Source organism: Microbulbifer salipaludis (genome assembly GCF_017303155.1).
GTDB classification, from domain to species: Bacteria; Pseudomonadota; Gammaproteobacteria; order Pseudomonadales; family Cellvibrionaceae; genus Microbulbifer; species Microbulbifer salipaludis.
Genome location: NZ_JAEKJR010000002.1, coordinates 977377 through 989948, shown reverse-complemented (window position 1 = coordinate 989948; position 12572 = coordinate 977377). Strand labels below are relative to the sequence as shown.

At 59.6% G+C, this 12572-nt stretch carries 12 protein-coding genes; 1 reads left to right on the top strand and 11 read right to left on the bottom strand.

The features are described from left to right. Nucleotides 1-5: 5 nt before the first annotated feature. The 11 genes from JF535_RS09840 to ffh all read right to left on the bottom strand — a co-directional run bounded on the left by JF535_RS09840 (nucleotide 6) and on the right by ffh (nucleotide 11554). On the bottom strand, nucleotides 6-917 hold the full coding sequence (locus JF535_RS09840; protein WP_207001662.1) for a DMT family transporter: 912 nt from the start codon (nucleotides 915-917) through the stop codon (nucleotides 6-8). 74 nt (nucleotides 918-991) lie between these two features. Further along, nucleotides 992-2722 carry a single-stranded-DNA-specific exonuclease RecJ gene (gene recJ / locus JF535_RS09835; RefSeq protein ID WP_207001659.1) on the bottom strand — a complete coding sequence of 577 codons (1731 nt, stop codon included), beginning with the start codon at nucleotides 2720-2722 and terminating at the stop codon, nucleotides 992-994. A 95-nt stretch (nucleotides 2723-2817) separates the two neighbouring features. After that, nucleotides 2818-4209: a threonine synthase gene (thrC, locus tag JF535_RS09830; RefSeq protein ID WP_207001657.1), complete on the bottom strand. Its 1392-nt coding sequence runs from the start codon at nucleotides 4207-4209 to the stop codon at nucleotides 2818-2820. A 129-nt stretch (nucleotides 4210-4338) separates the two neighbouring features. Further along, nucleotides 4339-5646: a homoserine dehydrogenase gene (locus JF535_RS09825; protein WP_207003700.1), complete on the bottom strand. Its 1308-nt coding sequence runs from the start codon at nucleotides 5644-5646 to the stop codon at nucleotides 4339-4341. 310 nt (nucleotides 5647-5956) lie between these two features. Then, nucleotides 5957-6706, bottom strand: a complete 750-nt coding sequence (locus JF535_RS09820; RefSeq protein ID WP_207001655.1) for a DsbC family protein — start codon at nucleotides 6704-6706, stop codon at nucleotides 5957-5959. A gap of 151 nt (nucleotides 6707-6857) precedes the next feature. Beyond that, nucleotides 6858-7760: a site-specific tyrosine recombinase XerD gene (gene xerD, locus JF535_RS09815; RefSeq protein ID WP_207001653.1), complete on the bottom strand. Its 903-nt coding sequence runs from the start codon at nucleotides 7758-7760 to the stop codon at nucleotides 6858-6860. Nucleotides 7761-7853: 93 nt separating this feature from the next. Beyond that, entirely contained in the window at nucleotides 7854-8204 is a 351-nt protein-coding gene (gene rplS, locus JF535_RS09810; protein ID WP_207001651.1) for a 50S ribosomal protein L19, read from the bottom strand. 78 nt (nucleotides 8205-8282) lie between these two features. After that, a complete protein-coding gene (gene trmD, locus JF535_RS09805; RefSeq protein ID WP_207001648.1) occupies nucleotides 8283-9068 on the bottom strand; it encodes a tRNA (guanosine(37)-N1)-methyltransferase TrmD in 786 nt (261 codons plus the stop codon). Then, nucleotides 9068-9631, bottom strand: a complete 564-nt coding sequence (gene rimM, locus JF535_RS09800) for a ribosome maturation factor RimM (RefSeq protein WP_207001646.1) — start codon at nucleotides 9629-9631, stop codon at nucleotides 9068-9070. Before rimM ends, trmD begins: the two co-directional genes overlap by 1 nt. A 39-nt stretch (nucleotides 9632-9670) precedes the next feature. After that, complete coding sequence (gene rpsP / locus JF535_RS09795; RefSeq protein ID WP_066965320.1) at nucleotides 9671-9910, bottom strand: 30S ribosomal protein S16; 240 nt, start codon at nucleotides 9908-9910, stop codon at nucleotides 9671-9673. A gap of 225 nt (nucleotides 9911-10135) precedes the next feature. Next, nucleotides 10136-11554 (bottom strand): signal recognition particle protein, encoded by a 1419-nt coding sequence (ffh, locus tag JF535_RS09790; RefSeq protein WP_207001643.1) that lies wholly within the window; start codon nucleotides 11552-11554, stop codon nucleotides 10136-10138. A 153-nt stretch (nucleotides 11555-11707) separates the two neighbouring features. Between ffh and JF535_RS09785 the strand changes: the two genes are divergently transcribed. Beyond that, nucleotides 11708-12511, top strand: coding sequence for a cytochrome C assembly family protein (locus JF535_RS09785; RefSeq protein WP_207001641.1), 804 nt, complete (start codon nucleotides 11708-11710; stop codon nucleotides 12509-12511). Nucleotides 12512-12572: the final 61 nt, after the last annotated feature.

Sequence of the window (12572 nt, the reverse complement as noted above, 5' to 3'; positions counted from 1 at the left end):
CACGATCAATGGTGGGTTCCCTGGTGATTACCAAAATGGCTGACGAGCATGCCCGCGAGCATCAGGCCACAGCCAATCAGCTCCGTGCCACTCAGTATCTCATTCAGGAACATCCAGCCCGCAGCCACCGCAAATACAGATTCCAGACTCATGATCACTGTGGCGTGGGAAGGTGCCGCATTGCGCTGCCCCAATAACTGGAACGTAAATGCGATAGCCGTGGAGAACACCATCATGTACGCAATCGGCCAGGCCGCGTCCCACGCTGCCTGTAGTGTGGGCTGTTCCACCAGTAATGAAGCCACCGCGGACAGCACCCCGCACACCAGAAACTGGATTGCCGCCAGACGCAGTGCATCGTAGCGATGTACCAGATAGTCCGCAGACAGCACCTGTATTGCAAACACAAAGGCACTGGCGAACACCATCAGGTCGCCGATCAACTGCGCCTCTTCAGAAAAGTCTGCCAGCCAGTACAGCCCCGCCAGAGCCAGGGCGACCCCAGCCCAGGTCCAGCGGTTGGTTTTGTGCCCCAGGGACAGGCCGATCACTGGCACCAGCAACAGATAGAAACCAGTAATAAACCCGGCCCGCCCCGCCGTGGTGTACAGCAAGCTCACCTGCTGCAGTGCGGCCCCGAGGAACAGCCAGAAACCCAGTACTGCACCACCCGGCAGACATTTACGCCAGCGATGGTGAACGGGCGTACCGTCCAGCTCCCCGGGCTGTACGTCACGGCGCGAAGACAGCCAGTAAACAATGGGAATTAGCAGAAGCCCGCCCAGAAAGAAACGCCATGCATTGAATGCCAGCGGCTCAATATGCGCCATGGCAATCTTCTGCGGCACAAACGCCAGCCCCCAGAAAAGGGCGGCCAGCAATAACAGAAGCTCGGCTCTCGCCTGTTTTTGATTCATACCACTCACCGGATACCGCGGGCGCACCCGGGGCGCCCACCGATTATGAAATTATTGAACATCCCCACTGGTACTCAGAGCGGATGGATATGACTGACCATCAGTTGCAGAGACTGCCGCCCGCGAAATTCATTGATATCCAGCTTGAACGCTAGTTGGACCCTGTCCACCTGGGCGGGCCAGAAGTCCGTATCAATGTTGAAAGCAATGGCGTCGATCGCCTGTTGCGGTGCCGTCACCGGAGCCACGGTCATCTTCAGGTGGCGCTCGCCCACAATGCGCTGTTGCAGCAACAGGAACTCTCCATCAAATTCCGGTTCCGGGAAGGCCTGGCCCCAGGGGGCACAGGCGCGCAACAGCGCCGCCGTTTCCATGGAAAATTCCTGCGGCTGCAGCTCGCCATCGGTTTCGATCACCGCCTGCAATTGCGATGCGTTGAGGCGCGCGCGCACCGCCTGCTCAAAGGCGTCGGTGAACGCGGCCAGATGCTCCGCCGGCAGACTCAAGCCGGCCGCCATCGCGTGACCACCGAATTTGCTGATCAAGTGGGGATGGGTGGCCGCAACATCACTCAGGGCGTCGCGAATGTGTAACCCGGGAATCGAGCGCGCCGACCCCTTGACCAGACCATTGTCGCCGTCGGCAAAGGCAATCACCGGGCGGTGGAACTTTTCCTTGATGCGACTCGCAAGAATACCGACCACCCCCTGGTGCCAGGCGCTGTCGTACAGACACAGGCTCCAGGGCAATCCCTCCTCGGCCAGTTGCAGTTTTTCCAGCGCGGCCATGGCCTCCCGCTGCATCCCCGCCTCAATAGCCTTGCGATCCCGGTTGAGGCCGTCCAGCTCCGTGGCCAGTTCCCGGGCTTCCTCGGGGTCAGGCGTCAGCAGGCAGCGAATACCGGTACCGATATCATCCAGGCGACCGGCAGCGTTGATACGCGGCCCAAGGATAAAGCCGATATCCGTGGTGGAAAGGCGGGTGCGGTCCCTGCCCGCGACGTCCATCAGCGCCTGAATACCGGGGCGGCAGCGGCCCGCACGGATACGCGCGATCCCCTGATGCACCAGCACACGATTGTTGTGATCCAGGGGCACCAGATCGGCCACGGTGCCCAGCGCCACCAGATCCAGGTACTCGGCCATGTTCGGCACCGGTATGCCAACCTCCGCAAACCAGCCCTGTTTTTGCAGCACACTCTTGAGCCGACTGAGCAGGTAAAAAATAACCCCGACGCCCGCGAGATTTTTGCTCGGAAAGTCGCAGTCGGGCTGGTTGGGATTGACGATGGCATCTGCATCGGGAAGTTCACTGCCGGGCAAGTGGTGGTCGGTCACGATCACCTTGAGGCCCGCGGCACGGGCGGCTGCCACGCCTTCAATACTGCTGATACCATTGTCGACCGTAATCAGCAGATCCGGGTTGTATTCCCCCGCCACTTCGACGATTTCCGGGGTCAGCCCGTAGCCAAACTCGAAGCGGTTCGGCACCAGAAAATCCACCGCCCCGGCGCCCAGCGCACCCAGTGCCAGTACCGATAGGGTACTGCTGGTAGCGCCATCAGCATCGAAGTCACCGACGATGAGAATTTTGTGCTGGTTGCGCACGGCCTCCACCAGCAGCGTTACCGCGGCTTCCACCCCGCGCATGGATGTGGGGCTATGCAGGCGGGTCAGCTGGTGATCGAGTTCGTCGTCGCTGCGCACACCGCGCCCCAGCAGTACCCGCTGGAGAATTTCCGGCGTGGAGGAAGTAAAACGGCCAGAGGACAAATCCACTGGCCGCCGTTGAATAATCGGTTTCATCGCATCCGGTCGCTATCGATTTGGGGAATCCTGGGCCGCCGGTATCCACCGGCGAACCGCCATTCTAACGCCGACCGGCCACGGCTAAAACGGGCTCAGCCGAATTGGCGAGAGATAAAATCGTGTACCGCAGAAAGCTCGTTTGGCAGAACTTGCATCCGCTCTTCCCGCTCCAGCAGGTCTTGCATGTGGTGCGGTAGCGGCACAGAGGTACCCGGCAGCGCCTTGTCCACCGCTTCGCTGAACTTGGCCGGGTGCGCGGTAGCCAGGCAGACCATGGGTTCGGCACTGGACTTGCGCGCGCGGCGTGCGGCTTCGACACCAATGGCGGTGTGCGGATCCAGCAGGTATTCGGTGGACTCGAACACTGCGCGAATCACTTCCACGGTGCGCTCGTCCCCCACCCGCTCGGAAGCAAACAGGGTGCGAGCCCTGTCCAGAACGCCCTCATCCAGTTTCAGCGGTGCGCTGCGGTCCGCCAACAGTTCGGCCACAGCACTACCATTGCGGTCATAGAGATCAAACAGCAGGCGCTCAAAATTGCTGGAAACCATGATATCCATGCTGGGCGAAAGGCTGTGCACCAGCGGCATGGGCGAGTGGTCGTTGTCACTGATACAGCGGTGCAAAATATCGTTGGCGTTGGTGGCAATGACCAGCTGATTGATGGGCAAGCCCATACCGCGGGCCAGATAGCCGGCAAAAATATCGCCAAAATTGCCGGTGGGTACGGAAAAATTCACCGGGCGGTGTGGACCGCCGAGGCTCAGGGCCGCGTAAAAGTAATACACGATCTGGGCCATGATGCGCGCCCAGTTGATGGAGTTCACCGCCACCAGGCGGCGCCCATCGGGCAGAAACGACTGATCCGCAAAGCTGGCCTTCACCATGTTCTGGCAATCGTCAAAATTACCTTCCAGCGCGATGTTGTACACGTTGTCCGACAGGACGGTGGTCATCTGTTTGCGCTGCACCTCCGACACGCGGTTGTGCGGATGCAAAATGAAGATGTCGATGTTTTCACAATGCCGACAACCTTCGATTGCCGCCGAGCCGGTATCACCGGAGGTGGCCCCCAGAACCACCACTTTTTCACCGCGCTTTTTCAGCAGCAGGTCAAACAACTGCCCGAGGAATTGCAGGGCGAAATCCTTGAATGCCAGGGTTGGCCCCTGAAACAGCTCCAGCACCCACTCGTTGTGACCGGTCTGTACCAGCGGCGCAATCGCGTCGTGGCGGAAGCTGGCGTAGGCACGCTCGATCGCTCCGCGCATCTCGTCCTCGGTCAGGTCTTCGCGCACGAAGGGCCACATAATCCGAAAAGCCAGTTCCTGGTAATCCAGCCCGGCCATCTCGGCAATTTCTTCACGGCTGAACTGTGGCAGGCTTTCAGGGACATACAGGCCGCCATCACTGGCGAGGCCGGTAAGGACGGTATCGGCAAAACTGAGAGAGGGCGCGCGGCCGCGGGTGCTGACAAATTTCACGTTATAGCTACTGGCTTGGTTTCTACTGACTGGGTTTTTAAAGGCTTGGAGAATATCAAGGACACGTGAAGCGGGTGACCGGCACCCTCTTCACGCTCATCGCCCGGCGAACGGGCGCACTTCAGGGAATCAGCCCAGAGGCTCTACGCGAATGCGCACAACCGGCCCCTGAATGCTGTCCAGGGCTTCGATCTGATTGACGGCTTCCTGCAGCTGCGCTTCGCGGGCGCGACTGGTGAGCAGCACCACTGGCACAAGCTCCTCATCTTCTGCCGGCTCATGCTGAATCAAAGCCTCAATGCTGATGCCCTGATCGCTGCAAATTTTGGCCACCTGGGACATGACCCCCGGCTTGTCAAACGCGGAGATACGCATGTAATAGCTGGTCTCGGCTTCTGCCATGGGCAGCACATCGTCCAGGTTGCCCTGGCTGTCCTGGGTGACGCCCGCCAGCGGCACACGCTGGTCGGGGCGCACATTCAGAGTCCGCGCCACATCGACAATATCCGCAATCACCGCAGAGGCCGTGGCCTCGGCACCAGCGCCGGCACCGTAATACAGGGTCGGCCCCACGGCATCGCCGTTGACCAGCACCGCGTTCATCACCCCGTTGACATTGGCAATCAGGCGACGCTGGGGAATCAGCGTCGGGTGTACCCGCAGCTCAACTCCTTCACTGGTACGCCGGGCGATACCCAGGTGCTTGATGCGATAGCCCAGCTCATCGGCGTAGCGGATGTCTTCCCTGGCAACCCCGCTGATGCCCTCGGTATACACCTTGTCGAATGCCAGCGGCATGCCGAAGGCGAGGGACGCCATGATCACCAGCTTGTGCGCTGCATCAATCCCCTCCACATCAAATGTCGGGTCTGCCTCGGCGTAACCCAGCGCCTGCGCCTGGGCCAGCGCTTCGTCGAAGCTGCGCCCTTTCTCACGCATTTCGGTCAGGATGTAGTTGCCGGTGCCATTAATGATGCCCGCCAACCACTGGATGCGGTTGCCAACCAGCCCCTCGCGCAGGGATTTGATAATCGGGATACCGCCAGCAACGGCCGCTTCATAGGCGATGGTGACGCCCTTGTCGGCCGCGGCGGCGAACAGTTCATTGCCGTGCTCGGCAATCAGCGCCTTGTTGGCGGTGACCACGTGCTTGCCGTTGGCTATGGCTGTGAGCACCAGCTCACGGGCCACGGTGGTACCGCCGATGAGCTCGACCAGTACATCCACATCGGGGTTATTGGCCACATCGAAGATTTCGCGGGTGACATTCAGTGCCGTCATGTCGCAATCGGCATTATCCCGGCGGGCCCCCACCTGGATAATCTCCACCGGGCGTCCGCAGCGCGCGGCAATCTCGTCGCCGTTGCGCGCCATCACATTGACGGTACCGCTACCCACGGTACCGAGCCCGCAAATCCCGATACGGACCGCGGGCAGTGCGCCGGCGGCATTAGCGTTTTCTACAACCTCAGGGGCTCTCTTGGTGGCTTCGTCGGCGAATGCGCTCACAACTTCCCTCCGCGCATGACTCTATGGAACACGGCGCAATAACTGGCGTTAAAATCAAAAAAAGCTCGACAACCTTACTGAGATCAGGGGGAAATTGTCAATAAAATTGCGCAGAGCGGTTAAACAATCGCCAACGCAACCCACCCCCCTGCAGGCCAACCCCTTACCCTGCCCGGCAACCTTAAAAAGAAAAAGCCGGCAGTTGCCGGCTTTTCAGGGATCGGGGTTCCGCTAAAGGTCAGATACCCAGTGCCTTCACCAGGGTCTCCGGCGGCAGATAGCCCGGCACGACCGTGCCATCTTCCATCACGATGGTGGGTGTGCCACGCACATCAATCACCTCGTTACCCAGCTTGTACTGCGCGGCTACCGGGTTGTTGTTGCAGACTTTGAGCGGCACATTCTTGCGGTTTTTCAGGTCGGTCAGGGTCTTGTTCGGATCGTCCGCACACCAGGCCGTAGCCACCTTGCGGTATCCGACCGAATTCAGGCCGGCGCGGGGAAACGCCAGATAGCGCACTTCAATGCCGCGGCGATTCAGCTCGGGCACATCGTCGTGCAGCTTGCGGCAATAACCACAGTCCACGTCGGTAAACACGTAGATATGTGCTTTTGGCTTGCCCTTGGGGGAAAAGACGATCATATCGTCCAGGTTCTGCTGGCCCATCACTTCCGAGCGATGCTGACCGCGACGCTGCTCGGAGAGATTGACCACTTTCTGCGGCCCCACTTCAAACAGATCGCCCGCGATAAAGTGACCACCGTCTTTGGAAACGAACAGAACATTGCCGCCGTTTACGTCCACCTCATACAGGCCCGGCATTGGGCTCTCGCGTACGTCGCCGAACGTCGCCTGGGGGTTGCCTGCGGCCAGTTTGGCCTTGATCTGCTTGGCAACAGCGGCATCCACATCTGCGAATGCGGCGTGTCCCGCCAATAGAGACACTGCGGCAACAAGAGCAGAAAGTGGCTTGGCAAGAAATGTCATGATTCGGTTCGCTCCAGATTATTCGTCATTTTCTGACCCGTTTTACGGCTAGGGGTTCAAGCCAGTATGGCACTTATATCGCACTTATCGTTTATTTGCGGATCGCCAAGGCGCGTTTTACTACAGGCAGGGCATAAATGCCATGCACAGCTCACCCTCTGGGGTGATGCTCCCCATGCAAAGCCTGCAGGCGGGCTCGCGCCACCGCGGTATAGATCTGTGTCGTGGAAAGATCGGAGTGGCCCAGTAGCAGCTGCACCACCCGGAGATCGGCCCCGTGGTTCAGCAGGTGCGTGGCAAAGGCATGGCGCAGGGTGTGGGGTGACAAGGGCTTTTCAATGCCCGCCACCTTGGCCCAGTGCTTGATCCGATACCAGAAGGTCTGGCGGGTCATTGCCTTGCCGGCACGCCCCGGAAAGCAGGCATCGCTCTCCCCCATCGCCAGAAGCTGAGGCCGCGCTGACCGCAGGTAGCGCTCAAGCCAGCGCTCTGCAGCCCGCCCCATGGGCACCAGACGCTCCTTGCTGCCCTTGCCAAACACCCGCACGACGCCCTGACGCAGGTTCAGCTGGGACATACTGAGCTCCACCAGTTCACTCACTCGCAAGCCACAGGCATAAAGCAGCTCGAACATGGCGCGGTCGCGCAGACCGATGGGTGTATCCGTGTCAGGGGCATCCAGCAACGCCTCCACATCCGCCTCAGACAACGACTTCGGCAAGGGCTTGGGCACCTTGGGATTGTCGATCAACGCAACCGGGTCGTGATCAATAAGCCGCTGACGCAGACAGTGGCGGTAGAAGCTACGCAGTGCCGCCAGCGCACGGGCACTGGAGCGGGCCGAGTGACCGGCAGCGTGGCGCGCTCCGAGATAGGCCAACACATCCTCCCTGGCTACCTGGCCGAGATGCTTGCCCACCTGCGCACTGTAGGACGCAAAGCCTTTCAGATCGCGCCCGTAGGCGGCGCGGGTATGCTCACTCACGCCGCGCTCGGCCCACAGCATATCCAGCCAGCTGCCAATCAATTGTTGTGCATCGGGAAAAACATTCATTGCCCCATTAAATCACAGGGCGCGGGATCACGTGTTTTACGGGCACAAAAAAACCGGAGACAAGCTCCGGTTTTTTTATGTACAAGAAGAAACTCAGCCGAGTTTTTCCTTGATACGTGCCGCTTTACCAGTCAGGTTGCGCAGGTAGTACAGTTTGGCCTGGCGAACGTCACCGCGACGCTTCACAGAAATGCTGTCTACCAGCGGGCTGTGAGTCTGGAAAGTACGCTCAACGCCTACACCGTGAGAGATTTTACGTACGGTGAAGGAAGAGTTCAGGCCGCGGTTACGCTTGCCAATTACCACACCTTCAAACGCCTGCAGACGCTCACGGTTACCTTCTTTTACCTTTACCTGAACGATAATGGTATCGCCCGGGGCAAACTCAGGCAGTTCGGCTTTGAGCTGTTCGGTTTCCAGCTGCTGGATGATTTTGTTGGTCATTTGGAGTTCTCCAAAAGGGTTTTGTGTAGCCTCACGGCTAGATCACCGGATTACTCTCGCCTCACGGCGAATCCGATATTAATGCTTTTTCCCGGCCGACGGCTCCTGCAGGAATTCTTCCAGCAGTTGCGTCTGCTCCGGGGTCAGCGCCAGCTTTTCCAGAAGGTCCGGCCTGCGCTGCTGCGTGCGCCCCAAGGCCTGCTTGAGGCGCCAGCGACGTATCTTTTCATGGTTGCCAGAAAGCAGAACTTCCGGCACCCGGCTGCCCTGATAGTCTTCAGGGCGAGTGTAATGTGGACAGTCGAGCAGCCCTTGGGCGAAGGAGTCCTCCACCGCCGACTGATCGTGTCCCAGCGCGCCCGGTATCAGCCGCGTTACCGCGTCTACCAGCACCATGGCAGCGAGCTCGCCACCACTCAGGACGTAATCCCCGATTGACCACTCTTCATCAATCAGAGACTCCACCACACGCTCATCAACGCCCTCGTAGCGCCCGGCCAACATGACCAGGTTGCCACTCTGGGCGAGGCTTTCCACACCGGCCTGATCCAACTGTCGCCCTTGGGGTGACAGGTAAATAGACCGCGCAGGACCAGACTCCTCCGCCCAGTTGCGCGCCTCGCGCAGTGCCTGGGTGAGCGGCTCCGCCAGCATCACCATCCCGGGGCCACCGCCGTAAGGGCGATCGTCCACCGTACGATGCCGGTCGCTGGTGAAATCCCGGGGATTCCAGCAGCGCACCTCCAGCAAGCCATCTTTCACCGCTCGCCCACTGATACCGTATTCGGTCAGTGCGGCAAACATCTCGGGAAAGATACTTACCAGGGCCACACGCCTGGGCTTAATGACACGCTCAGCCGTCATCAGAACTCAGGGTCCCAATCGACGGTTATCTGACCCGCGTCCAGATCAACGTTGGTGATGTATTCACCGGGCAAGTACGGAATCAGGCGCTCGCGCCCGTCGTCCCCACCACGCACCACCATGACATCGTTGGCGCCGGTCTCCATCAGCCGCACCACTTCGCCGAAACGAAATTCACGACCTTCAAACTGGCTGACCACCTGCAGTCCCTGCAGCTGATGCCAATAATATTCACCTTCTTCTAGCTGCGGCATTTCACTGCGCGCAACCGCAATATCTCTCTGGCAGAACTGGGCCGCGAGGTCGCGGTCCTCTACACCTTTGATATGAACGATCAGGCCTTTGCCGTGGCGCTTGCCGTCGTCGATATCGAGAGACTGCCACTGCCCTGCATCCTGCTTGCTACCTGCACCGGCGGGCTCAAGCCACCAGCGGGAGAACTGCAGGATATTGTCCATCGGCTCGGTAAAGGAATGCACCTTTACCCAACCGCGCACCCCGTACACTGTGGTGATACGCCCGACGGTAACCAGGTCTTCACCAACTACCGATTGCTCAACCACAGAGATACCCCGGAATACAGACTATTGGGCAATAAAAGATCAGGCAGATTCTTTCAGCAGTTTGCTGACGCGATCAGAAACCTGTGCGCCCTGGCCTACCCAGAACTCAACGCGCTCGCGATCAACACGCAGACGCTCTTCCTGACCACGGGCTACCGGGTTGAAGAAGCCAACACGCTCAATGAAACGACCGTCGCGGGATTTGCGGCTGTCAGTCACAGTCAGGTGATAAAACGGGCGCTTCTTTGCACCGCCACGAGCCAAACGAATGGTTACCATGTAGCTATCCTGTAGTTTCAACACTCACCGGTCACCCTTTGCAACCGGCATATCCCGCCTCACGGCGGTATTTCAGAATTTGTCGCAACAGAACGTCACGACAAAATCTGCTTTTAAATCAACACTCAGCGGCCAGGGGCCAACTGAAAGGCGGCGTATTCTAATGTACCGTTTCCGGTTTGTATAGCAGCGAATAGAGCCGCCAGACACTGTGCCGTGGATGGGCTATTTCTTGCGGAATCCCGGCGGCAGGCCGCCGGGCATTCCGCCCAGCCCACCGGGGCCACCGGCACCGCCCCCCATACCGGGAAGGCCACCGAGGCCACGCATCATTTTGCTCATGCCGCCACCCTTGAGCTTTTTCATCATCTTGCCCATTTGCTTGTGCTGCTTGAGCAGACGATTCAGATCCTGAATCTGCGTGCCGGAGCCTGCGGTAATGCGGCGCTTGCGGGAGCCATTGAGCAGTTCCGGGTTGCGGCGCTCATCCGGTGTCATGGAGCTGATCAGGGCATCCATACGACGGAATTCTTTACCCATATCCGCCTGCTGTGCGGCCTGGGCGAGCCCGCCCATGCCCGGCATCTTGTCCATCAGGGCGCCGAGGCCACCCATATTCTGCATCTGCTGCAACTGGTCGCGCAGGTCTTCGAGATCAAAGCCCTTGCCCTTCTGGACCTTTTTGACCAGTTTTTCGGCCTTGGACTTGTCGATCGTCTGCTCGGCCTGCTCGATCAGGGAGAGAATATCGCCCATGCCGAGAATACGGGAGGCGATACGGTCGGGATGGAAGGTCTCCAGCGCATCGGTCTTTTCGCCAACCCCGATAAACTTGATCGGTTTGCCGGTCACATGACGCACCGAAAGCGCGGCACCACCGCGGGCATCACCATCCGCCTTGGTCAGCACCACACCGGTCAGCGGCAGTGCATCATTGAAGGCACTGGCCGTATTTACGGCGTCTTGACCAATCATGGCGTCGATGACGAACAGAGTCTCTGCCGGATCCAGTACCGCGTGGAGTTCGCGAATCTCGTCCATCAGCTGGTCATCGATATGCAAGCGGCCGGCAGTATCCACAATCAGCACATCTGCGAACTGCTTGCGCGCGGCATCCATGGCGCCCTTGGCGATGTCCACCGGCTTCTGATCCGCCTCGGAGGGGTAAAACAGTGCACCCACCTCCCCCGCCAGGGTTTCCAGCTGCTTGATGGCCGCGGGGCGGTAGACGTCCGCACTGACCACCATGACTTTTTTCTTTTCCCGCTCCTGCAGATACTTGGCGAGCTTGGCCACACTGGTGGTTTTACCCGCACCCTGCAGGCCCGCCATAAGAATGACCGCCGGCGGCTGCACCGCCAGATTCAGGGGCGTGGCAGCCTCGCCCATCACCTTGACCAGCTCGTCCTGCACAATCTTGACGAACTGCTGCCCCGGATTCAGCGCTTTGCTGACCTTCTGGCCCACCGCCGCAGTACGCACCTGCTGCACAAATGCCTTCACTACGGGCAGCGCAACATCCGCCTCCAGCAGCGCCTTGCGCACTTCACGCAAGGTATCGCGGATATTGTCATCCGTCAGGCGCGCTTTACCTGTGACTTTTTTCAGTGCTAACGACAGACGGTCGCTCAGGTTATCGAACATATCACCTTCTCAAATCGTAAAAGCCGCGGCGGACCGATCAAGACCGGTTCCCCAAAAACGCGGCAGTATAGCCCAGGCGGGCTTTCCAGCACAGGCGCGCTGTGACACACTGCCGGCCCGGACCCATAAGAATCAGCAAGACGGAATCACCCAATGGCGGCCTTCGCCCACTGGACGGCAATTGCACTCTATCTGGCCACTACATTAGTAGCGGCTCTCAGCCTGTCTCGCCAACCGCTGGCGCGACTCCAGCCCTTGCTGCTGGGGATGTTCGGCTGCGCTGTCGCGGCCCATGTCATTGCCCTGGAATACATTCTGGTGGCGAACGACGGCTTCCGCTTCGACCTGCTGGCCATGCTGTCTCTGGTCACCTGCTCCGTAGCGCTGGTGCTGTTATTCCTCTCGCTCAAACACCGTCTTACCCTGCTGATATTGGCTATCGCACCGCTCGCCGCACTTTCGCAACTGGCTGCGGTGCACGCCTGGGGCGGCGCACCACCGCTCACAGACCTGACCCCAGGAATCGCGGCGCACGCGCTCTTCTCAATCTCAGCCTATGCCCTGCTGACCCTGGCCACCCTGCAGGCCATCTATCTTTACTGGCTCAACCAGCAGCTCCACAACCACCGCCCATCCGGTATCAGCCGTCTGCTGCCACCGCTGCAGACCATGGAGAGCCTGCTGTTCGCCCTGATTGCCTTCGGCCAACTGCTGCTCACCGCCTCACTGGTTACCGGGGCGCTGTTTGTGGACGACCTGTTTGGCCAGCAGCTGGTACACAAGACCGCGCTGTCCATCCTCGCCTGGATCCTGTACAGCATCCTGCTCTGGGGTCACTGGAAAAAAGGCTGGCGGGGCAACACGGCGGTGCGCTGGACCCTGTCTGCGTTCGCCATTCTGATGCTCGCCTTTTTCGGCAGTAAACTGGCGCTGGAAGTCATTTTGCCCCGCGGTTAAGCCAACCGACTTGCGGCATACACAGAACTGTTCCACTATCGCCCTGATTCAATAGAAAGAG

Excerpts from the sequence above, each read along its gene's own strand:
- JF535_RS09840 (WP_207001662.1), bottom strand. The coding sequence starts at position 917 with ATGAATCAAAAACAGGCGAGAGCCGAGCTTCTGTTATTGCTGGCCGCC.
- recJ (WP_207001659.1), bottom strand. The coding sequence starts at position 2,722 with ATGAAACCGATTATTCAACGGCGGCCAGTGGATTTGTCCTCTGGCCGT.
- JF535_RS09820 (WP_207001655.1), bottom strand. The coding sequence starts at position 6,706 with ATGACATTTCTTGCCAAGCCACTTTCTGCTCTTGTTGCCGCAGTGTCT.
- xerD (WP_207001653.1), bottom strand. The coding sequence starts at position 7,760 with ATGAATGTTTTTCCCGATGCACAACAATTGATTGGCAGCTGGCTGGAT.
- rplS (WP_207001651.1), bottom strand. The coding sequence starts at position 8,204 with ATGACCAACAAAATCATCCAGCAGCTGGAAACCGAACAGCTCAAAGCC.
- trmD (WP_207001648.1), bottom strand. The coding sequence starts at position 9,068 with ATGACGGCTGAGCGTGTCATTAAGCCCAGGCGTGTGGCCCTGGTAAGT.
- rpsP (WP_066965320.1), bottom strand. The coding sequence starts at position 9,910 with ATGGTAACCATTCGTTTGGCTCGTGGCGGTGCAAAGAAGCGCCCGTTT.
- ffh (WP_207001643.1), bottom strand. The coding sequence starts at position 11,554 with ATGTTCGATAACCTGAGCGACCGTCTGTCGTTAGCACTGAAAAAAGTC.
- JF535_RS09785 (WP_207001641.1), top strand. The coding sequence starts at position 11,708 with ATGGCGGCCTTCGCCCACTGGACGGCAATTGCACTCTATCTGGCCACT.